At 44.2% G+C, this 21578-nt stretch carries 16 protein-coding genes; 6 read left to right on the top strand and 10 right to left on the bottom strand.

Features of this window, described 5'->3' with window-relative positions; all coding sequences use genetic code 11:
* The first annotated feature begins 220 nt into the window (after positions 1-220).
* A complete protein-coding gene (locus QUB08_RS13105) occupies positions 221-1225 on the top strand; it encodes a phosphoribulokinase (RefSeq protein WP_333035850.1) in 1005 nt (334 codons plus the stop codon).
* Between the two features lie 477 nt (positions 1226-1702).
* Here QUB08_RS13105 and QUB08_RS13100 read toward each other — a convergent pair whose 3' ends face one another.
* From QUB08_RS13100 to QUB08_RS13080, 5 genes are all read right to left on the bottom strand, one after another.
* Positions 1703-4480: a non-ribosomal peptide synthetase gene (locus QUB08_RS13100; protein WP_333225115.1), complete on the bottom strand. Its 2778-nt coding sequence runs from the start codon at positions 4478-4480 to the stop codon at positions 1703-1705.
* Positions 4481-4937: 457 nt separating this feature from the next.
* Entirely contained in the window at positions 4938-6140 is a 1203-nt protein-coding gene (locus tag QUB08_RS13095) for a 5-methylcytosine restriction system specificity protein McrC (RefSeq protein ID WP_333225114.1), read from the bottom strand.
* 56 nt (positions 6141-6196) lie between these two features.
* Positions 6197-7858 carry an AAA family ATPase gene (locus tag QUB08_RS13090; RefSeq protein ID WP_333225113.1) on the bottom strand — a complete coding sequence of 554 codons (1662 nt, stop codon included), beginning with the start codon at positions 7856-7858 and terminating at the stop codon, positions 6197-6199.
* A gap of 198 nt (positions 7859-8056) precedes the next feature.
* On the bottom strand, positions 8057-8230 hold the full coding sequence (locus QUB08_RS13085) for a PIN domain-containing protein (RefSeq protein ID WP_333225112.1): 174 nt from the start codon (positions 8228-8230) through the stop codon (positions 8057-8059).
* Positions 8231-8458: 228 nt separating this feature from the next.
* Positions 8459-8782: a hypothetical protein gene (locus QUB08_RS13080; protein ID WP_333225111.1), complete on the bottom strand. Its 324-nt coding sequence runs from the start codon at positions 8780-8782 to the stop codon at positions 8459-8461.
* A gap of 112 nt (positions 8783-8894) precedes the next feature.
* On the opposite strand from QUB08_RS13080, the gene QUB08_RS13075 reads away from it, so the two are divergent.
* Positions 8895-10547: an FAD-dependent oxidoreductase gene (locus QUB08_RS13075; RefSeq protein WP_333225110.1), complete on the top strand. Its 1653-nt coding sequence runs from the start codon at positions 8895-8897 to the stop codon at positions 10545-10547.
* 317 nt (positions 10548-10864) lie between these two features.
* Here the strand turns inward: QUB08_RS13075 and QUB08_RS13070 are convergent, their stop codons facing one another.
* A complete protein-coding gene (locus tag QUB08_RS13070; RefSeq protein ID WP_015179269.1) occupies positions 10865-11239 on the bottom strand; it encodes a type II toxin-antitoxin system RelE family toxin in 375 nt (124 codons plus the stop codon).
* On the bottom strand, positions 11232-11567 hold the full coding sequence (locus QUB08_RS13065; protein ID WP_333225109.1) for a hypothetical protein: 336 nt from the start codon (positions 11565-11567) through the stop codon (positions 11232-11234). The genes QUB08_RS13070 and QUB08_RS13065 overlap by 8 nt, the downstream gene beginning before the upstream one ends.
* 158 nt (positions 11568-11725) lie before the next feature.
* Here QUB08_RS13065 and QUB08_RS13060 point away from each other — a divergent pair, with 158 nt between their 5' ends.
* The 4 genes from QUB08_RS13060 (at position 11726) to QUB08_RS13045 (ending at position 15970) form a co-directional block, all read left to right on the top strand.
* Positions 11726-14542 carry a valine--tRNA ligase gene (locus tag QUB08_RS13060; protein ID WP_333225108.1) on the top strand — a complete coding sequence of 939 codons (2817 nt, stop codon included), beginning with the start codon at positions 11726-11728 and terminating at the stop codon, positions 14540-14542.
* Positions 14543-14738: 196 nt separating this feature from the next.
* Entirely contained in the window at positions 14739-15050 is a 312-nt protein-coding gene (locus tag QUB08_RS13055; protein WP_333060152.1) for a DUF433 domain-containing protein, read from the top strand.
* Positions 15051-15398: a DUF5615 family PIN-like protein gene (locus QUB08_RS13050; RefSeq protein ID WP_333060153.1), complete on the top strand. Its 348-nt coding sequence runs from the start codon at positions 15051-15053 to the stop codon at positions 15396-15398.
* 74 nt (positions 15399-15472) lie between these two features.
* Positions 15473-15970, top strand: coding sequence for a hypothetical protein (locus tag QUB08_RS13045; RefSeq protein ID WP_333225107.1), 498 nt, complete (start codon positions 15473-15475; stop codon positions 15968-15970).
* A gap of 142 nt (positions 15971-16112) precedes the next feature.
* Here QUB08_RS13045 and crtB read toward each other — a convergent pair whose 3' ends face one another.
* From crtB to QUB08_RS13030, 3 genes are all read right to left on the bottom strand, one after another.
* Positions 16113-17042 carry a 15-cis-phytoene synthase CrtB gene (gene crtB, locus QUB08_RS13040; RefSeq protein ID WP_333225106.1) on the bottom strand — a complete coding sequence of 310 codons (930 nt, stop codon included), beginning with the start codon at positions 17040-17042 and terminating at the stop codon, positions 16113-16115.
* Between the two features lie 91 nt (positions 17043-17133).
* On the bottom strand, positions 17134-18507 hold the full coding sequence (gene pds, locus QUB08_RS13035; RefSeq protein ID WP_333225105.1) for a 15-cis-phytoene desaturase: 1374 nt from the start codon (positions 18505-18507) through the stop codon (positions 17134-17136).
* Positions 18508-19110: 603 nt separating this feature from the next.
* Positions 19111-21578, bottom strand: a 2468-nt coding sequence (locus QUB08_RS13030) for an Eco57I restriction-modification methylase domain-containing protein (RefSeq protein WP_333225104.1), incomplete at its 5' end; no start/stop codon positions are given.

Below are 21578 nucleotides of genomic sequence, written 5' to 3'. Positions count from 1 at the left end.
GGTAAGATTAACCGCTAAAGTTAGTATTAATTACTTGCCTTGAAGATTGCTTGGGTCTTTCCGGGCAGGCAGTCAACTCACTGCTGTATGCTGGTGAGAACTTGATCCTCTCGGGGTAGCAAAGCAGCACAAAGCCTGCTTGCCGCTACCTACGGGCTGAAATTTTGTGGAATCTAGACTTGAGTTAGTTAGTAAACAGTGATTTTGTTAGAGGGAAACTATGACCAGTAAGCCGGATCGCGTGGTTTTAATTGGCGTTGCCGGAGACTCCGGATGCGGAAAATCTACTTTTTTGCGCCGATTGACAGATTTGTTCGGGGAAGATTTCGTTACTGTAATCTGCCTTGACGACTATCATTGTCTCGATCGCAAGCAGCGCAAGGAAACAGGGATTACAGCCCTTGACCCCAGAGCGAACAATTTTGACCTGATGGCTGAGCAAATGAAGGCGCTCAAAGAAGGTCACGCGATCGACAAGCCGATTTACAACCACGAAACCGGTCTGCTCGATCCTCCTGAGCGGGTAGAGCCGAATCATGTGATTGTGATTGAAGGGCTGCATCCCCTGTACGACGAGCGAGTTCGATCGCTCCTCGACTTCAGCGTCTACCTCGACATCAGCGACGAGGTAAAAATTGCTTGGAAAATCCAGCGCGACATGGCGGAACGGGGCCACCGTTACGAAGACGTGCTGTTTGCGATCAATGCTCGCAAACCTGATTTTACCGCCTACATTGACCCGCAAAAGCAATATGCTGATGTGGTAATTCAAGTATTGCCGACCAACTTGATCAAAGATGACAAAGAGCGGAAAGTTCTGCGCGTGCAGATGATCCAGCGCGAAGGCATCGCCAATTTTGAGCCTGCGTATTTGTTTGACGAAGGTTCAACAATTAACTGGGTTCCTTGCGGCCGCAAGCTGACTTGTTCCTATCCCGGAATTAAGATGTACTACGGGCCTGATGCTTTCTACGGTCACGAAGTCTCGATTTTGGAAGTAGATGGTCAATTCGAGAATCTCGAAGAAGTTATTTACATCGAAAGCCATTTGAGCAAAACTTCTGCGAAGTATGAAGGCGAGTTAACTCACCTGTTGCTCCAGCACCGCGAATATCCTGGTTCCAACAATGGAACTGGTTTGTTTCAAGTGTTAGTCGGATTGAAGATGCGGGCGACTTACGAGAAGTTGACTGCGAAGGAAGCGAAAGTGGCTGTTAGTGTTTAGAACACAGACATGAAAGATTTGGGAGGCGCAATTGCGCCTCTTTTTTTGTGGAGAAATGAACCGCAGAGGGTGATTTTGGCGCAGAGAAGAGTTAGGGCATAATACAATTCATTTCAGAAATATCTAAATTTCAAAAAATGCCTGTATTGCCTATGGAATCGTGAGATGAGATTCGGAAAAAAGCGTTAACCCAAGCATATTGAGTTAGGGTAGAGTGTTTGGCAATAGAGAGTTTAAAAATGTTTTTCCTACTTGATTGAGGGTAGTTCTACTTTCTTGAATTATCTATAGCGGTTCTCGGAAAGATGAGGTATTCACCAATTCATTAACAATTCCCCAATCCTCGAATCCCCCAATCCTCCAATCCTCCACTCCCCTAATCTAAAATTCTGCAATCTAAGTTGTACCTCATCTTTCTGATAACCGCAATAATTCGATGCAACCCTGTCTGAATATCGATTAAGAATGCCAAAAACTTTACTGCTGCACCATTACCTCTTCCAGCAATAGCTTCATTCGGTTGCCGATCGCCCCGACATTGGGTTCCTGTAAAATACCTACATGGTCTCCAGGTACATCGTAAATGGTCAGACCGTCTTTGAGATAAGGTTTCCAGCCTAGATCCGGATCGAGACTGACACTTTTGCCATCTTCAGAATCCAGCGCTCTAAACATAACTACTTTGCCAGCATAGGGTTTTGGCACGTAAGCTCGTTCTGCTTGCTGAATTATCTTGTCTGTCATCCAATAGTCTGTGGTGTAAGACATTGACTCTGTAGGTTCTTTCGGCTTAAGGTATCGCCCGATCGTCTTGCGGGCCAGCATTGTCATTGGGTCTGTAAGTGTCATTATTTTATAGACGACACTACGGACGATGTAACCTATACCCTGCTTAGCAATTTTTTGGGTATGGAAGCGCAGCCGCTGCTGAATGGGTAGGGGCTTGCAGGCAGAGGGCAATATGGGATCAAACATCACCAATAACCCTATTTCCTGTCCTTTAGCTGCCAATTTTTGAGCTACCTCAAAAGCAACAATACCTCCAAATGACAAACCACCCAAATAATAGGGGCCTTCTGGTTGCACCTTCACGAGTTCATTGATGTAATAGTCTGCGATCGCCTCAACCTTATTGAGTGGTTCATTCATGCGATCTTTAACAAGAGTAATTAAGGCATATATCGGCCGCTCTCGCCCCAAATATGGAATTAACGGATAATAAATAGACACTCCTTCAAACAGAAATAGTGGTGGCACAGAACCCTTCGGTTGAATCTCAACTAAGGAAAGGCTTTGGTTGGGGATATTCCCTTGACGTAGAATGTCGGCTAATTGTTTGATGGTTGGGGCTTGGAAGATAATCGATAGTGGCCAACTCTGCTGGAACTTTTGGTCAATTTTGTCAGCTAAGCGAGCTGCTAGCAGGGATGTACCGCCTAAATCCATGAAATTATCCGCAGTACCGATCGGCTTAATATTGAGTACCTGCTCCCAAATATGGAGAAGTTGAGTTTCTAGTACATCAGCAGGCAACACAACTTCACCGTACTGAACCAGATCGACAACCTGCGGTTCTGGAAATGCACGACGATCGACTTTACCATTGGGGGTCATGGGGAAGCTCTCCATCACTACAAACGCTGCCGGAATCATGTATGCCGGTAGCTTTGTTTGTAGAAAACTACGCAATGCAGACACCTGAATTGGTTGTCCGTGCTTCGGAATGATATATGCCACTAAGCGCTTTTCACCGGGTACATCTTCCCGTGCCAAAACTATACCTTGTTGCACAGATGGGTACTGTTCCAAATAGGTTTCAATCTCTAGTAACTCAATCCGAAAACCTCGAATTTTTACTTGAAAATCGATGCGACCAATAAACTCCAACGTTCCATTGGGTAAATAGCGGGCAGTATCCCCTGTTCTGTAAAGTTTGTCTCCAGGTCGATCGCTAAATGGATTAGCAACAAAATTACTTGCAGTGCGTTCTGCCAAATTGAGATATCCCCTCGCAAGCCCTGGGCCGCCAATATACAGTTCTCCAATATCGCCATCTGGCACAAGATTTAGGTTTTCATCCAGAATGTAAATTTGGCTGTTGGGAAGAGGACGACCGATCGGAATGTCTGCTTCACTACTGAGATCGTAATCTTCAGCGATCGGGTCAAAAATGGTGGCCGTCACCGTAGTTTCAGTCGGCCCATAGGCATTGAGCCAACGAGGATATTGCCCAACCAATTCTCGCCATTCACTATACAGAGCCCGAGAGGCTTTTTCTCCGCCCACAACCACCAATCTCACATCTGGCGACATGGGAACGCGTAGCAATGAGAGTCCGCTGACGAGGCCATGCCAAAAAGCAGTTGGCAAGTGCAGAATAGTAATGCGTTCTTGCTCAATAAATTCGAGGAATTGGCGGGTAGAGCTAATACAGTCTTCCGTTCGCAGCACGATTGTTGCACCACTTACCAAGGATGGAAAAACTTCCCCAATGATGGTGTCAAAGCTCATGCTAGCGAATTGAAGTACCCGATCGCCCAATCCAAGATTAAATGCCTGTGCGATCGCCTTGCTGTGGTGAACCATGCCCCGGTGAGCAATCATTACACCCTTGGGATATCCCGTTGAACCAGAGGTGTAAATAACGTAAGCCAAATGCTCGGGCGTTGTCAGCAGAGACAAATTTTCAGTGCTGTATAGCGCCATCTCGTGCCAGTCTGTATCTGGACAAATCACGCGACCATTGTGTTCTGGCAAAAATTCAACCAGATGCTGTTGAATCAAAATGAATCGCACAGCGGCGTCTTGTAACTTGTACGCTCGACGTTCGTAGGGATAGGTTGGGTCGATCGGCACATAAGCCGCCCCAGCCTTGATCACCCCCAAAAAGCAAATCACCATTTCCATGCAGCGATTCATAGAGATAGCAATCAGTTCATCCGGTTGCACTCCTAGTGCTTGAAGGTAATGGGCGAGCTGGTTTGCGCGTTGATTTAAGGCATCATAGGTTAATTCTTGCCCTTGAAATGACAGGGCGATCGCATCAGGAGTCTGCTTAACCTGTGCTTCAAACCATTGATGGATACTCACATAGTCAGATCGAGTTAGATCGACTTGAGAGTCCTCGACAGAGGAAATATCGTGAGTATATAATGGAACATCAACACAGACATCGTGGCTAGTTTTTAGCGCATCAGTTTCCTTGTTGGGTAAGTACCCATCACCACTGGTCAAAAAATCTTGAGAGTTCATCATAATTTGTGATTTAAGTAGGGCGAGCGAGCTTAAGAGATGGCACCGTGTCGGCAATTCCTTCTCCCGCATTCATCCAGCTCACAGCTTTTTGTGGACTGCTTGTTGTGCAGTGTCGAAACTGCCGCAGTGCAGTAATACTGCGTCGAACCAATCTATCACAGTTGCCAGGTCTATCTGAATATGGCGGCGCGAATCAATGGGCTTTTGGGGAACGGAAGTTGTTTCTGGATAATTACTTTTTCTCTTGTTTTAATTATACGGCTTATTAATTAAGCTGTTGTACATCAAGACTGTTTTGGGAATCATCTCATTAGCGAGCGGGGGCGATCGCAGTAAAAAAGCAAAACAGAGATGATTCCTTACTCCTTCAGTGGAGCTAAACTGCTTTGCCTGTAAATGTTTCAGCTATTTACATTTTTTTTGTATGCCTTAAAAATTTGTACGTTTTCTTAAGTTGTCACCAATAGGAGACGGTGCTTGGAAGTAGAGAGGTTAAGAAGGTTTTTCCGGCTTCATGGAGGTCGCTATCTAGGGAAAAAGTTAAACTGCGAACTCGGATATCGTCATTTTTTATGTCTAGTGACTGTTTGAGGTTTTGCGGGTAGACGAGAATTGCATTTTGGCACTTTAACGCATTTGCGTAAGCAACTATTTGATGACGGTCATTACTGCCTACTTTATCGGGAGCTTTGTATTTTGTATCGAGGACATACTGGACTTTACTTGTTGCAATATCGCACAGCAGTAAGTCAATCCGATCGAAATAGTTTTGGTCATGGGTGACGCGGTGTTGTTGTTTGACAAAAAAGCCTTTTGGTGTATTTGCTTTGAGCCATTCAGCGACAAATTGTTCATATAAATTAGCCATGTCTATGAGAAAAGGGAGCATTTCGCGATCGCCTGTTTCGTGACTCGGCCCTGTGTTATCTAAAAAAAATCGACATAAGGCGTGTAAAAGTTGATAATCTTGATTCAAACGGTGATAATTTCTATCAATACAAGCTTCTGATTTAAAAGGTTTTAATGTAACACATCCTTGGAGTGTGTGAAAGGCTTTTCGCACAGTGGATGAAACTGATTCACGGCACAAACCGCTGCGGCAAATGATGAATAGTGTCCAAGCCAGAATTTGATTGTCTTCGATGTCGCCTGTTTGTTCGTTATAGTGGCATTTTAGTTTAACATCCCAAGGTTTTTGCAGGGCTGACCGCAAATCGACGCGGCCGCGAATGTAGGCGAGTCTTTCTGTTTTGGATAAGTAATCGCGATATAATCCTTTGCGACAGCGTTCTAGGATTTTTTGGGCAAGAATGTTAGCTAATGTCTCGTAAATTTGTTCTAAAAATTGGCACTGAATCGAGCCTTGGGGAAATTTTATCTTAAGGTTGTAGGCATAGTCAAGCATTCCGAAGAGGTTGTTTATGGGAACCTTGGGGCGGATGGCGATGTGAAATTTAGGAGTGATGGGAATGTTGCCAACTCTGCCTTTAGATTTTAAGTGCCATTGAGATTTTGTTTTAGGGTTGGGAAATTCTATATCTATTTCCTTGGCATAATTCTGGTATATTTTCTGTCCTACTGATTCGGGGATTAAGTCTTTGTCAAAAGTTGCTAATTGATATTCTGTAAGTTCGATAATTCGGGGGGATTCTGGTTTCATAATTGTGGTGGATGCAGTTACGCCACGGTATGGGCGTTAATGACGGCGTTAGATTGTCAATATCCCAATTTTGTCTTGATATTATCCCATAGAAATTCATCCATTTTTGCCTGGTTATCAAAGAAGTATTCTTCAAGGTAGGGCTCAATTTCCATTTGCCAAATATCTGGGATATCTTCAGCTAAGGTTTTTGTCAAAAAGAAGGAGATACCTAGTTCATAGTGTTTGTTGTTAATTGCGCGATTGACATCTTCTAGAATGCTAGTTAATTGATCAACTGGAAAACCTGTTTCCTCTCTCTGGTGATATTTTTGTAGCAGTTCATAGTTAGGAGAAAGAGAGATGAATGCGAAGCGGCGGCGGAGGGCGTTATCGACTAAGGCAATAGAACGGTCTGCGGTGTTCATTGTGCCGATGATGCGGACATTTGCAGGGATTCTAAACTGTTTACCGCTGGCTAGTGTAATAAAGCGTTTTGTGTCCTGTCGGTCATCTAGGAGATACATTAACTCGCCCAAGACTTGAGATAAATTTGCGCGATTAATTTCATCAATGATCAGAACACAAATATCTTCACAGACTTCGGCTTTTTCGCAAAATTCTAGGAATCTACCGGGAACTATGGGATAAGTTAATTGCCCGTCTTGACTTTGGGGGCGGATGCCTTGAATAAAGTCTTCATAAGTATAAGCTGGATGAAATTGGATCGTGTCGGAGAAACCATCACCGCCGCCGATTAAGTGTTGGGCAAGTTTTTGAGCGAGGAAGGTTTTTCCGGTTCCGGGCGGGCCTTGGATGATGGTTTGGCCTTTGCGGTTAATGGTGTGTATCCATTGGGCTAGTTGGGTTGTTTGAAAACCAGCAGTTTGTGAAATTTCTTCTAGTTCATACACTGGATTAAATTCCTTTTCATATACTGACAAATATTCACTGAGAATAATTGGAGTAAAATAATTATTGTCATCGTAAAAATTGAAAATCAAAAACAATGGAAATAGTTTTTTAAATGTTTGTCCTATTTTCCTAATTAAGCAATTAGCAGAATATCCTAATATTTTTTGTGATTCAAGTGATATTTGAACCTGAATTTTAGTAAGTTCTATGTTGACTTCATATGGTAGAATACCAGGTGACTCAGTGAAAATATTTTCTAATAGTTCATAAACATTTTTTGCGGGTTCCATTCTGGAATCAAAATCCCAGTTAGTGAATTTAAAATCAGTTGCTTTCTGAGTCAAGCAGAAGCTATAATTTTTTGGAAGTTGAGAACGTTTAAAGAGTTCGATCATATCATCATCTATATAAGGCAGTAGGCGATATTCTTTTACTGCCTCAAAATCGTTACTTTCTGAAGAAAAACCAAAAGTTAATTTCTGGTTTTCAAGATTCAGCATTAACTGAGCACGACTTATACAATGCACAGTAGAAATGATATCTTTTAAATCAAAAATTATACTGTAGGCTGTCGATTCCAAATTACCTATTTCATTAATAGAGCCAAACCCCTCACGTTTGACATTTATATATTCTTTAATAAAATTAGGCAACTGCTCTTCTACCTGGCTGGAAATATACTTTAATGGCTCTTCTACATATTTTAAGAAATCTTTTTTGTGTGCCATGTAAAAATCTGAGGTTGAATTTTCATCAAATTGTGCCAATAGGTTAAATGTCTCTACTGAAAAAGGGCATTCAGGATGTACAAAAACTTTTTCCATGTTTTGTCTGTTTTTGAGGTGACTCAATTGTTGTGATTAACTTATTGTAGCCGATCGCCCTTCCCGACACCAGACATCAGAAATGCGATCGCACCCACCATCCTTACCCACATCAAATGCCCTCCCAAACCAGTAACACTGGCAAAACCGCTAACAACCGTTCCCGGAAAATTTAAACTTGCGCCGCGTGACTCAGATTTACCAAATTGTGTCTATACTAGATAATTGAATCCGGCGATCGCGACTAATAACGGGTGCATTAAGATACAAAGCAGTAGCAGCAATAATGCGATCGGGCAAATCGGGAATTTGCGATCGGTCAACTTGCCTTAAAGTCAAAGCTATATTGCGATCGAAAGGAATTTCAACCAATCAGGCATCATCGCTCTCAACTTCTCTCAATAATAGATCGAGAGTAGTTTAATTAATCCGCCCTCTCTCGCTCAGATAGACAATTTCTGCTAATGTAATTGATGAAAAAGCCACCTGATTTCCCTGGGCAGCTATCTGTTCTATTGTCCTTCTAGCAGTCACCGAAAGTCCCTTTCTCGGCAAAGATATACCAGATCACAGCATGAGTATCCGCTACAGCACGCAGCATTAGAAATCCTCCCTTGGGAAATTCCCCCATTCTTCGCTGCGAGTTTCATCTATATCAGCGGCAGAAGGTGCAATTCCCAAATCAGCACATAAACCCCACAATGATTTGCGGGGAGCGGGCCGAGCAACTAATTCTCGTTCTATTTCAGGAACTATCCACTTAATCAATCGTAACTTTTCTGCTAGAGACAAGTGCTTGACAAGATTTAAAACCGCCTCAAAAGTCATGTTTTTTATGTTTAAATTTGTGATTGATGTAATTGTAGCATTTGGGCTGCCAAGCACAGCATCACCAGGTTTGGGTTGAGAAGATTCGTTTACCACGCTTCCCGGAAAATTTAAACTTGTGTCGAAATTATCTAAACGTGCTATATTCAATTCCGTCAACCCTGAACTGTGCTTTCAGGTAATGCAAATTTACAAACGAGTCAACTGAATGCTCTCTACTTTTAAGAAATTAGCTTCAATTGCCATCATCTTTGCCGCCCTAAAACTTTTACTTAATTATCCGGTTTTCAGAGAAATAGAAAATTATATCGCAAATAGAGACCCAGCAAGTGCCACCTTAGACACTGAAACTCTGCACCAAAAATCCAGCAGCCCGCCTCCGGTACCTCCCAAAAAATCACCCGAGCAAAAGTTCGATGTAGTAGTATATGGTGATGAAGTACCGGGGATATGTGCGGCAATATGGGCTAAGAAAACTTTAGGCGCAAAGGGCAAAGTTGCGATCGTGCGATCGAACTACGGAAGTGCTCCTTTGGGTGGCTTACTTACTCGTGGCGGTTTAGCTTACATTGATGTAGATAAAATCCCCGGTTGGTATCGCCAACCCTACGCCCAATGTTTTAAGGAATTCTTAGATAAAGCCAATGCGCCCGAATCTTGCTTAGATCCAAAAAAGGCAGATAGAGCTCTCAAACAGATGCTTTCAGCAGCCGGAATCAAAGTTATTTCCAACTCAACTCTTACTCCCCGGGTCGTAGATAAAAAAATTGAATACGCCGAAGTAAAAGGCAGAAATTTAACAATTAAAGCCAACTCTTTTATTGACGTAACTCAAGACGCGGAATTGGCCCGCAAAGCAGGATTATATTATTATACAGGATATGAATCTCAAAATATAAGAGCCAAAAATGAAACTTTAGCTGTCTCTATAGTTCCGAGAATTACAGGTATAACGATGTCCGACTTCCGCAGAATAGAAGATGAAATTCTCTACAACAGGCCTTTAGTAAAAAAAATTAAAGAAAGCATTACAAAATCTAAAGATCCTGCCAGTACAAAATTCTGGATGAGGAATTTCTTGAGTACGATTTATCAGCCATATACAGACGGTTACGATATCAGAAGCGTAGCCATAGGCGCCGCGTATCACATAGACAGAAATCTGCCATTTAGTCAAAATAAAGGATTCTTTTTTGATAAAGGCAATGTCTGCCTTTATAACAAAAATGTGCTTTCCTGGAACGGGTTTCTGTTTAAATACCAAGTTGACCAAATCATGAAGATGGAAGCTAACGGCAGAAAACCGACTCCTGAAATGATTAAAGAAATGTCACATCTCCAACAGTGGCTACAAAAGAAGTCTGGTAAAGATGTGAGAGTATTTATTCCAGACGAGATTTATATCAGGCACAGTTTGAACATTCGCGATGTGGTAGACCCGCTGACGGGGAAGGAGATTATTAAAGGGGGAACAGTACCCGAAAAGTCGATCGGCAGTTTTTCCTACGATTTCGATATGCGGGGCGGAGTCAAGAATTTATCTGCGAGAATTCCGCCGCTGCCAGTCTATAATTTCGGGATAGAAAGCGCTTTGGCTAGCAAAGTCAAGAATTTAGCAATTGTCGGGCGATCGTCCGGTTATGTCGGTATGGCTGTATCGGTGGGGCGAATTGCGACGGTGAATATTTATCAAGGACAAGGTGTGGGCGTGGCCGCTGGTTTGGCTAGTAAGTTCGGCGTGCCGCTGAATTCGATTACTTCGGCTGAAACGAAAAAAACTCTGGAGACTTTAACGGGGAAAACGACGTATTTGTCGGGGAGAGATACGAGTTATGGCGTGGATTATAAGGAGGTGAAGTAATCGAGGTATAGCAGTCGCCCGTGTTGCTATACGATGTTAAACCCGCCTACGAACTATAAACTTTTGTTTGAGTTTGAGAACAAAAAACGCAATTCCTGGAGTTTGATAACTGTTATTCATTGCGATACTTAATTATTGCAAGTTTTTTTACCAGTAGGACTAAGGCAAACAGAAAACCGGTTTTTCTGCAAAATCGTGGCTTTCTCCGAGAGAAGGCGGGTTTTGGATTAGGGATTTCTGTCAAATAAGATATTAAAAGGATTTAACCACTGAAGATGTCGAAACCTCATATTCGACGGCGCAAGCTTCCCCAACTCTTAGATATCCTCTCGATCTTCGCTCTGCTGCTGCTCGTATTCTGTAATAATGTTCTGAATATCCTCGGCTGCAATATCGACTTGTTCAGATTTGGTGTAAAGGGTCAGCAAAATGATTCCCGTTGCTGTTTGGACGTAGTAAATTAAACGGTATCCACCACTTTTACCTTTTTGAGTGTCGCTATTTCGGACTCTCAACTTGAAGACTGCATAACCCACTCCAGCAATTCGATCTCCTGGCAGTTCTCCCCGTGTGAGTTGTTCGATAATGGGCTGAATATCATTGCGAATGCTGCGGTATTTTTTTGCAAGAGTGCGTAAATTGCGATTGAAGGTTGGTGAAACTATAACTTGAATTAAGGGCAAGTCAGTCATTTTCAATTCCTTCCCACATTTGAGCAACCGAAATGGTTTGCCCAGTCATGGCTTCGTGCCAAGCTTGCCGAAAATCTTGTAGAAGCGCTGCTTTAGATTGGCCCTCTCCGTCAATTTCTGAGGGTTCTGGAATACTAAAAGAATTAGCAGGAGACATCTCTTGGATTTCGGCTGAGAAAACCTCTGGCAGATTATTTTGCGAAATGATTACCCCCTGACGTTGCTTTTGGCTTAGAAACTCTATAAAACTCGCAACTAATGCCAGATGTTCTGGAGAAAGTCGATCGAGCCATCGATCGATTTGATGTCGAAGTGCTGCTACATTCATAATGCCATCAAACCTTTTAATTTTACCTTCATTTTAACGTAAACCCGCCCCGCCTTGAATATCGCTATTCCCTCTGCCTCTGATGCGGATGCGGTTCAAAACTCTTCTCCTCCCTTCTGTGGCACAATCTTATATATAAAACCTGCACCCTCTCGCCAATGACCGCAAACCTACCCCCGCAATACGACCCCCAAGCCACCGAAGCCAAATGGCAAAAATACTGGGAAGACAACCAAACCTTCAAAGCTGACCCCGAAAAAGGTGGCGAACCTTACTGCGTCGTCATCCCGCCGCCCAACGTCACCGGCAGCCTCCACATGGGACACGCTTTTGAAGAGACGCTGATTGATGTACTCGTCCGCTATCACCGCATGACTGGACGCAATACCCTGTGGTTGCCGGGAACGGATCATGCTAGCATCGCAGTTCAAACTATTCTCGAAAAACAACTCAAAGCAGAAGGCAAAACTCGCCACGATTTAGGCCGAGAAAAATTCTTGGAACGGGCCTGGGAGTGGAAAGCGGAATCGGGCAATACTATTACTAATCAATTACGCAGTTTGGGCGTGTCTGTTGATTGGTCGCGTGAACGCTTTACGATGGATGAAGGCTTATCCGCTGCGGTTTTAGAAGCGTTTGTCCGCCTCTACGATGAGGGGCTGATTTATCGCGGCAATTACTTGGTGAATTGGTGTCCGGCTAGTCAGTCTGCTGTGTCGGATTTGGAGGTAGACCAGCAGGAAGTTGAGGGCCATTTGTGGCATTTCCGCTATCCTTTGACGGACGGTTCTGGTTATTTGGAGGTGGCGACGACTCGACCGGAAACGATGTTGGGCGATACTGGGGTGGCTGTGAATCCACAGGACGATCGCTACAAACATCTTATCGGTAAAACTGTCACTTTGCCGATCGCAAATCGCGAAATCCCCATCATTGCTGATGAGTTTGTCGATCCCACTTTCGGAACTGGTTGTGTCAAAGTAACTCCCGCCCACGACCCGAATGACTTCGAGATGGGTAAGCGTCACAATTTGCCGTTTATTAACATTATGAATAAGGACGGCACTTTAAATGAAAATGCCGGAGAGTTCCAGGGACAAGACCGATTTGTTGCCCGGAAAAATGTGGTGCAGCGGTTAGAAACTGACGGAGTTTTGGTTAAAATAGAAGATTATAAGCATACTGTTCCCTACAGCGAACGTGGCAAAGTTCCGGTGGAACCGTTGCTATCTACGCAATGGTTTGTGAAGATAGATCCTCTTTCTAAACGCGCTTTAGAAGCATTAGATCGAAGTAACTCACCAGTCTTTGTTCCTGACAGATGGACAAAGGTTTATCGCGATTGGCTGGTGAAGCTGAAGGATTGGTGTATCTCCCGACAATTGTGGTGGGGACACCAAATCCCGGCTTGGTATGCTGTTAGCGAAACTAACGGCGAAATTACTGACACAACGCCGTTTGTAGTGGCGAAAACTGAAGCTGAAGCTAGGGAAAAAGCTAAGGGTAAGTTTGGTCAGGATGTCCAGCTAGCAAGAGATCCAGACGTATTGGATACTTGGTTTTCGTCCGGGTTGTGGCCTTTCTCAACTTTGGGATGGCCTGACGAAACTAAAGATTTGGAGTTTTACTATCCGACAACTACTTTGGTAACGGGTTTTGATATCATCTTTTTCTGGGTTGCTAGAATGACGATGATGGCCGGACATTTTACTGAAAAGATGCCTTTTGATACTGTTTACATTCACGGTTTGGTGTTGGATGAAAACGGTCAGAAAATGTCTAAGAGTAAAAATAACGGTATTGACCCGCTGCTGTTGATTGGCAAGTACGGTACTGATGCTTTGCGCTACACTTTGGTTAAGGAAGTGGTAGGGGCCGGTCAAAATATTCGCATGGAGTACGATCGCAAAACTGATGAATCGAAATCTGTGGAAGCTTCGCGGAATTTCACTAATAAGTTGTGGAATGCCGCCAGGTTTGTGATGATGAATTTGGAGGGACAGACTCCGCAACAATTGGGAATTCCTCACCCCCCCCAGCCCCCCCTTACTAAGGGGGGGAGAGAGGAAGATTCCCTTGTTGACGGGCGGAGAGAGGAAGGGTTGGAATTGTGCGATCGCTGGATTCTTTCTCGCTATTATCAAGTTGTGCAACAAAGCCGCAATTGTTTGGAAAATTACGGTTTGGGGGAAGCGGCGAAGGGACTTTATGAGTTTATTTGGGGCGATTTCTGTGACTGGTATATTGAGTTAGTCAAGTCTCGCTTGCAACAGGATGCTGAACCAAATTCTAAGAAAGTGGCCCAGCAAACTTTTGCTTTTGTGTTGGAAGGGATTCTGAAACTACTGCATCCTTTTATGCCGCACATTACTGAGGAGATTTGGCACACTCTGACTCAAACAGGTGACGATCAATGTTTGGCTTTGCAAGCTTATCCTGAAGCTGATATCTCGCTAATAGATGCTGAATTGGAACAGCAGTTTGAGTTGTTGTTCGCTACAATTCGCACTATTCGCAATTTGCGGGCAGATGCTGATATCAAACCCAGTGTGAAGGTGACGGCGATTTTGCAAAGCGAAAGCGAGAAAGAACGCCAAATAATCTCAGATGGGGGCGTTTACATTCAGGATTTGGCAAAAGTCGAAAATCTGACCGTAACTGCTAGTTTGGATGCAGAACCCCCCCTTAATCCCCCCCTTGGTAAGGGGGGGCAAGGGGGGTCAATTGCTGGTGTTGTTGGTACTGTCCAAGTATTGATTCCTCTGGCTGGGGTGGTGGATTTGGCGGCTTTGCGTGCTAAATTAGAGAAGAAGTTGAGCAAGGTGGAAGCTGAAATTAAGCATACTGCGGCGCGTTTGACTAATCAGAAGTTTGTGGATAAGGCTACTCCTGATGTGGTTCAGGGCGCGAGGGATGCTTTGGCGGAAGCCGAAAAACAAGCGGAGATTTTGCGCGATCGGCTAAAGTTGTTTTAATAGTTGACTGTGGACTGTGGACAGTTGACTGTTTTTAGTCAATTTGTAGGCTGCGTGAGGGCGAAGAATCTTGGAATCCCAACGAAAATATTGACTCTCACGCACCGCAGGCGCGATCGGCTATAATCAAATAAGATTTTACAAGGTCTTTCGTTTTTAACTTAACTATTTAGAGATTTTAGTTTGGGATCTCATTATGCTATCAATAATTTATCCTCATATCGAGAAAGTAGCGGGTCAACCCGCACGGTTGCAGCGGATACCCCGCGTGCGGGTTGTTCAGATTGTGATGGATTATTTAGCTTACGGTTGGTCAGTCGAAGAAATGTGCCGCCAGCATCCTTATTTGATGCCGTCGGAGGCTCATGCAGCAATGGCTTATTACTTCGACTTTCAATCTGAAATTGAGCAGGAGATTCGCGCGGAATGGGAGCAGGTACAACAGGAAAAATCTTTGCTTTTACCTTCACCATTTTTCGTGAGAATGCGAGCTAAGGGATTATTGTAAGTGGCAATTTTTCTGTACATGGACGTTCACATTCCCCAAGCAATTACCGAGCAGTTGCGCCGTCGTGGTGTAGATGTTTTGACTGCGATCGAAGATGGTGCGACAGAATTGCCGGATGATGAACTTTTGGAACGTGCCACTCAGCTAGGGAGAGTATTGTTTACTCAAGATATCCGTTTTAGGGCAATGGCTCAAGATTGGCAGCGTCAGGAAAGACAGTTTGCTGGTTTGATATTTGGACATCAGCTAGGCGGTACGATCGGACAATTTGTTAAGGATTTGGAACTCATTACTTTAGCCTCGGAATCTGATGAATGGATGAATGCTGTTGAGTATATTCCTTTTTAGGACGCTCGCACTTCCGTGTGAGAAAAATAGTAAAAATTAGGTCAAACAAAAATTACCAATCACTAATTACCCTCATGTTATATTTAGCCCAAGTACAAAATCAGGAAATTTTAGGCCAGATAAGTCTGCAATTGCTGGCTTGCCAAAATTCGGATGATACTTGGGCTATTCTTAGTGAAGAAAGTTTCTTGACATTACCGAAAGATTTTGCTCAAAATCCAATTAACTCTGGAACTAATGTTTTAAATGAAGGGATTTTAGTATTAGCAGACATTGACGAAAATAGCAAAGTTTTGCATATTCAAGCAGCTACCAACTGGGTACTACAATTAGTTGAGAAATATTTAACAACAGGCTTTACTCCCGATTTTTTACAGCAAGAAGCCCAGAAAGCAGAAGATTGGCGGCAATCTCTCACTTTGCAAAGTCAAGAATTGTCTCGCCGTTTGATTGAAGTTGAAGCCCGCCGAGAACAAATTCAAAATTTAGAAGCAAAACTCCTGCAGGAAAAGCAATTGTTGGAAAGTTCGATCGACCAATTGAAAATTTTACCCGCTACACCGCCACTTTGACTTAGATTAACACAAAACAGGCAGGGACACGGCACTAGCGCGTCCCCATAAACCTAATATGCAATTTGCTGGACATCATATAATTTGTAACTTGACCAATACCCCTTACCCGTTGCCGAATCGCCAGCAAAATTGCCTGCGGCTAGAGCACTTTTGACTTCATCCAAGCGGCGGGGAGACACAGCAGTTTCTGAGAATTGCTAACATAAGCCCGCTTCTGGAAAACATCGTACTGATTGCGTTCGATCGCATTTAAGATTCTGCTGTACAGCATTGTAGCAGCCCAAACAGTCCAGCGGATATCGGGACTGAGCACTTTAATTCCTGGTTCGGCGCTGGCGTATAATTTGCGAGCTCGCTGAATTTGAAACCGCATCAATTCCCGCCAGCGGTTGTCAATTACACCGTTGAATAAATCTTCTTCGGTGTAGTTAAACAAGGCTAAGTCTTCTAAGGGAATGTAAATGCGGCCGCGGCGGGCGTCTTCTCCGACATCGCGCAGAATATTAGTCAACTGCTTGGCAATACCGAGGGAGATGGCTTCTTCTTTGGGAATTCTATTCCCCCAGTGCCAATTCCAGTTAGCAGCGGAGCTCGATTCGCCTACACCCATGACAGACATCGACATCAGCCCTACAGTACCCGCTACTCGATAACAGTAAAGATTGAGCTCTTCAAAAGTTTCGTAGCGGCTGCGGTACAAGTCCATTTGCTGGCCCGCAATCATCTCTCGAAACGGCCCAATGTCGATCGGGAAACGAGACAGCGTATCCACCAACGCTACGTCGTAGTCGTCGTGAGGATGGCCGGCAAACACAGATTCTAGGCGTTTTTCCCACAGATTGAGGGTTTCAGGGGTCGTTGCATCAGAACCAGGCCCGTCTACGAGTTCGTCGGTGCGGCGGCACCAGACGTAAATCGCCCAAATCGCCCGACGCTTGGCTTCGGGCATGAGTTGAGTGCCTAAATAAAAATTTTTGGCATAACTCGCCGTGACTTGGCGGCACAGTTCGTAGGATTCATCCAAAGAGGCCAGAGTTCTCATGCACTGGAGTTTTGACAGTTGCAGCATCCGAGAATAAGAAATTTAAAGATTAGAATTGACACTCCCCCGTTTAGAAAACGGGAGATTTTTTACGTCTTTATGAAAAATTCTTAATTTTTCATTGGTTATTGGCCGTCGAAATAGCCTGCGCTGTCAGCTTACCAGAAAGCACGGCACCTTCCATACTCGCAAGATAACGCTGCATTGTATAATCCCCCGTTAGATAGAAATTGCTAATGGGAGTTGTTTGTGTGGGACGGCACTGCTGGCGTCCGGGAGTGGCTTTGTAGACGGAACGTGGGGTTTTGACTACGTGATATTTGAGCAGTTTGGCTGGTTCTGGGATTTGATCGGGAAAGAGTTTTTCTAACTCGACCATTGTGGCTGCGACGATATCTTCGTCGGATTTGCCGATCCAGTCTTTGGCCGGTGCGAGTACCAGTTCCAGCATTGATTTGTCTGGGTTGGCATATTCGCGGCAGGTGTTGCTCATGTCGGCGTAGACGCTCAGCAGGGGCGATCGCGAGAACAGCAAATGGTCGATTTCAGTTAGCTTGCGATCGAACCACAAGTGTACATTAATGACGGGTACTCCCTCCAAACCTTCGAGCTGTTTGAAATAATCCATTTCGCCCCAAGCTTTCGGCATCATCAACTTCAGCGGGTCAACGGGCATCGCGGAAACGTAAATATCGGCCGTCAGAATTTCGGACTCTGCCCCTTTTACGCCCCGAATCTGGAAGCCGCGCACCGTGTTGTCCTCGTTGAGCAAAAACTCCCCGATGGGTGCATTCAGCCGTACTTCACCGCCCCGCTCAGTTATGTAGTCTACCATCGGCTGACACAACCTCTCTGTGGGGGAACCGTCTAAAAAGGCCATTTTCGAGCCTTTTGTCTCTTGCAAGAAGCGGTTGAGGGCTGTCAGCAGTATGGTTGCGGATATTTCGTGGGGGTCGATGAAGTTGAGCGCCTTGGACATGGCGATGAATACTTCTTTTTCGACTCTGGGGGGGACGTTTTGCTTTTTCAGCCAGTCGGAAAAGGAGTATTTGTCCATTTCTTCGACGTATTTTTGGCCCTGAAGTATCGCCGGAATCAAACCAATGCCGAAACTGATTTTTTCGGCCCAGGTGAGCATATCGTTGTTTCTCAGGATAGCCACAAGGCCGTTGAAGGGAGCCGGAATATTGGGAAAATCAAAGCGGGAATAGGTTCCGGGGGCTTCTGGCTGATTGAAAATCATCGAGTGCTCTTTCCATTGCAGCCGGTCTTCAATGTCAAGTTCTTTGAAGAGTTGGAGCATATTTGGGTATGCGCCGAAGAAGATGTGGAGGCCGGTTTCGTACCAGTCGCCGTCTGCATCTTTCCATGCGGCTACTTTGCCGCCGAGTACGTCCCGACTTTCTAGGAGGATGGGGGTGTGGCCCGCGTCGGTAAGATATTTAGCGCAGGAAAGTCCTGCTAAGCCTGCTCCGGCGATCGCAACTCGCATTTGATACTACTTGGCCTCTGTGTTCGCTTCGGTTTAATTATACTTTACAACTCGTTACATTTTTTTGGGAAATCTGTAGGGACACGGCTGTGCTTGGATGTGTCAACCAACACGTTAAACCGACAGTCCCACAGTCCGACAGTCCTCGCACCCGATAGTCCGGCAAGGGTTGAAACCCCTGCCTCAAAGCAAAAGTCCTCTGAAAGAGGACTAATAGACCTCTTGCAAAAATAACTAGGACGGGCAAGATGCCCATCCTATAAAAAACATTTTTTCTTGTGGAACGGGCATCTTGCCCGTTCCAAAATTTGATTAAAAGGACTTTTGCAAGAGGACTAATGAGTTCTTCTTCAGTCCTCTTGAGCGAGGACTTTCGCTATTAGACAGGGAATTCATTCCCTGGCGGACTGCCGGGTAAGCGAGAAGACTGGCGGAGGAAAAGAGGACACGGCATTGCCGTTTCCCTACCGCAAAATCCTCAATTTTCATGCACGAAATATGTAACTATCGCCCAATTATTTGTAGGGAAACGGCACTGCCGTCTCCTCTTCTTTCCCCTGCAAACGTGGGATCTACTTCCTGTCCCCCCCTTATTAAGGGGGGTTAGGGGGGATCTCCGGGTGATGCTGCAAAGGTGCGATAGGCCGCTAATGCTGCTTGTTTCACGGTTTCTGGCACAATCGGAAAAGTAGTCAAAATATAAGTAAATTCGGCTTCGGTTAAGCCGTAAAGGTGGGCGATGATGCCGTCTAATTCGGCTCGCAATTGAGCGCGTTCTGTTTCATCGGTAACGCCTTCTCGGTGGGAGTGTAAGCCGACTTCTTGGGCTAATTCGTCAAATTCTGGGGCGGTGCAGATTAGTTTGGCAGCGCGCTGTACGATATCGGTGAAGTATTTGTCACCTGATGTTAATCTTGGGACAGGTGTCTGGTAAATATAAAACATATTGATATTGGCAGAAACCATTTGGCGAATGTAAAAATCTAGCACCAAAGAATTAAGTATCGCTTGACATAAAATAGTTTCATTATTTGATATTTTATCCATCCCTGATGAAACTAACATTGAATTTCCACAAACTACTTTTTGGGGAACAGCACTTACAATTATTGTTCTACTGTCAGTATTACGAGCTATGGATCTCAATCCCAAACGGTAACACTGATAGTCTAATTTTTGACCGTTATCTACGCCATTCCTTCCTAATAAAGCTTTCCTCCCTTCTTTCTCATCTACCCAGTACCTCGGTTCAGCGTATAGATGAGTAAACTGATGAATCATCTTACCTTCATAAAGTGGCAGTCTCCCTTTCCCTGGTTCTTGCTGGAATAAATGACTGTCATTAGTCATGTCAAATTCACGAGTTAACCGCAGATTCCATTTCCCCTCAATCTGTTCGCCCAGTAAAGGGAATTGCAGCATTTTCTCAGCAATCCGAATATCTCCCTCATTTTTAAACTCCATCACCGACAGAGAGTCAGGAGATAAGCGACGAATCAAGTTAACAGAAATCTCAATACATTCATCTTGATTGTTCAGAAAAGTATCGAGTTTGTCCACCCGAATCGCTTCTCGCGGATTGATGCGGAAAGCAGCTTGAAATGACTCTGTACTTTTACCTTTCTCAAAAGTGAGCAAGCAAAACTTGAAGCTGTGATGCACTCCTTCAAAAATAAACCTTTCATTGGACAAACCAAACAGCGCATCAATCTCAGTCTGAACAAATAACATTTCCCGCAGTTGCTTAGTTCCCAAATCAGTATAAACTCCAGAAGGAATGATGATGCCGCACTCGCCATTTGGGCGTAAGAGGTTAAAACATTGCTCTAGAAAAAGCTTGTAGAAGTTAATATCAGTGCCAGATTTTTTACCGTTGACAATTGAAATCTGATTTTTGTACTGTTCTGCTGAACGGTAGTAAGCGCTAACATGAGGAAATTCACTCAAATATTTTAACCAAGTTTCAGCAATCTCAGGGTTTTGCAGAATTTTATTTTGCTCTTTTTCAAAAGTTTTGATATCCATCTTACTTTTTTTTGCTAGTTCGTTATGCTGCACAAAAAACTCTCTAGCATTTGGCTTAAAAATTTCCCAAGGCGGATTAGTAATAATCGCATCAAATCCGCCCCGTTGATGCAAAATTTCATCAAACTCATAGCCCCAGTGAAAAGGCTGCAAAGCTTCTATATCAGCTATAGAAAGGCTACGCTTAATCGGCTTACCGCTAATCTGTGATTGTTCAAACTTAATTTTTAATTGCTGGAAATCTTCCAACAAAATCTTATTAATATTTTCGATAGCCGGCGCTTTCTTTTCGGCAATTTCATCTCGTAAACTCTGCAAGTTTTGGCTATAGGTACTCGCATGACGATAGATAGAAATCAGACGGTTTTTCTCCTCTAATACTTGTCTGTATGTCTTGTGAAACAAATTTAACTGAGTTCCACTTCCTTCATATTCTGCGTCATCTACCCGCAGTAATCCAATTAAGGAATTGCCCGCCATGATGTTAAAATCAATATTCGGCAAGGGTTCCAAGTCGTTGACATTCTGCGCGGCCGAAACTAAGGCTAAAAATAGTCGCAGTTTAGCAATTTCCACTGCTTCCGGCATGATATCCACGCCGTAGAGGTTGTCGCTAATAATCTTTTTTTTGATATAGTAGTTGAGTGAACTATGCTCCTTTTCGATGTCTTTTAGGTAGTCATTGAGGTAATTATCATTTAAAAACTTGCTTGTACCAAAGACTGTTGAATAGATGTAAATTAGCGTTTTCATCGCTGCAACTAAAAACGCGCCGGAACCGCAGGCTGGGTCTAATAATGTTAAGTTGGGGAGGATGTCTGTTAGCAGCCTGCGGCAGAGATTGGCATCGAGATTGGTGAGGAGTTCGGTGATGGTTTCAAAGTGATGGGGAGAAGAACCCCCCCGGCCCCCCTTGCTAAGGGGGGAGGAAGAGTTGGAAGAGTTGGATGCGTTGTTTTGCTGATCAAGAGAACCCCCCCGGCCCCCCTTGCTAAGGGGGGAGGAAGAGTTGGAAGAGTTGGATGCGTTGTTTTGCTGATCAAGAG

This window comes from Microcoleus sp. BR0-C5, assembly GCF_036705045.1.
Classification (GTDB): domain Bacteria; phylum Cyanobacteriota; class Cyanobacteriia; order Cyanobacteriales; family Microcoleaceae; genus Microcoleus.
This window is presented reverse-complemented; position numbering and strand designations above follow the sequence as displayed.

What these genes read in the sequence shown, in the direction of transcription:
- QUB08_RS13105 (WP_333035850.1), top strand. Translation starts at nt 221, where the DNA reads ATGACCAGTAAGCCGGATCGCGTGGTTTTAATTGGCGTTGCCGGAGAC.
- QUB08_RS13100 (WP_333225115.1), bottom strand. Translation starts at nt 4,480, where the DNA reads ATGATGAACTCTCAAGATTTTTTGACCAGTGGTGATGGGTACTTACCC.
- QUB08_RS13095 (WP_333225114.1), bottom strand. Translation starts at nt 6,140, where the DNA reads ATGAAACCAGAATCCCCCCGAATTATCGAACTTACAGAATATCAATTA.
- QUB08_RS13090 (WP_333225113.1), bottom strand. Translation starts at nt 7,858, where the DNA reads ATGGAAAAAGTTTTTGTACATCCTGAATGCCCTTTTTCAGTAGAGACA.
- QUB08_RS13075 (WP_333225110.1), top strand. Translation starts at nt 8,895, where the DNA reads ATGCTCTCTACTTTTAAGAAATTAGCTTCAATTGCCATCATCTTTGCC.
- QUB08_RS13070 (WP_015179269.1), bottom strand. Translation starts at nt 11,239, where the DNA reads ATGACTGACTTGCCCTTAATTCAAGTTATAGTTTCACCAACCTTCAAT.
- QUB08_RS13065 (WP_333225109.1), bottom strand. Translation starts at nt 11,567, where the DNA reads ATGAATGTAGCAGCACTTCGACATCAAATCGATCGATGGCTCGATCGA.
- QUB08_RS13060 (WP_333225108.1), top strand. Translation starts at nt 11,726, where the DNA reads ATGACCGCAAACCTACCCCCGCAATACGACCCCCAAGCCACCGAAGCC.
- QUB08_RS13055 (WP_333060152.1), top strand. Translation starts at nt 14,739, where the DNA reads ATGCTATCAATAATTTATCCTCATATCGAGAAAGTAGCGGGTCAACCC.
- QUB08_RS13045 (WP_333225107.1), top strand. Translation starts at nt 15,473, where the DNA reads ATGTTATATTTAGCCCAAGTACAAAATCAGGAAATTTTAGGCCAGATA.
- crtB (WP_333225106.1), bottom strand. Translation starts at nt 17,042, where the DNA reads ATGCTGCAACTGTCAAAACTCCAGTGCATGAGAACTCTGGCCTCTTTG.
- pds (WP_333225105.1), bottom strand. Translation starts at nt 18,507, where the DNA reads ATGCGAGTTGCGATCGCCGGAGCAGGCTTAGCAGGACTTTCCTGCGCT.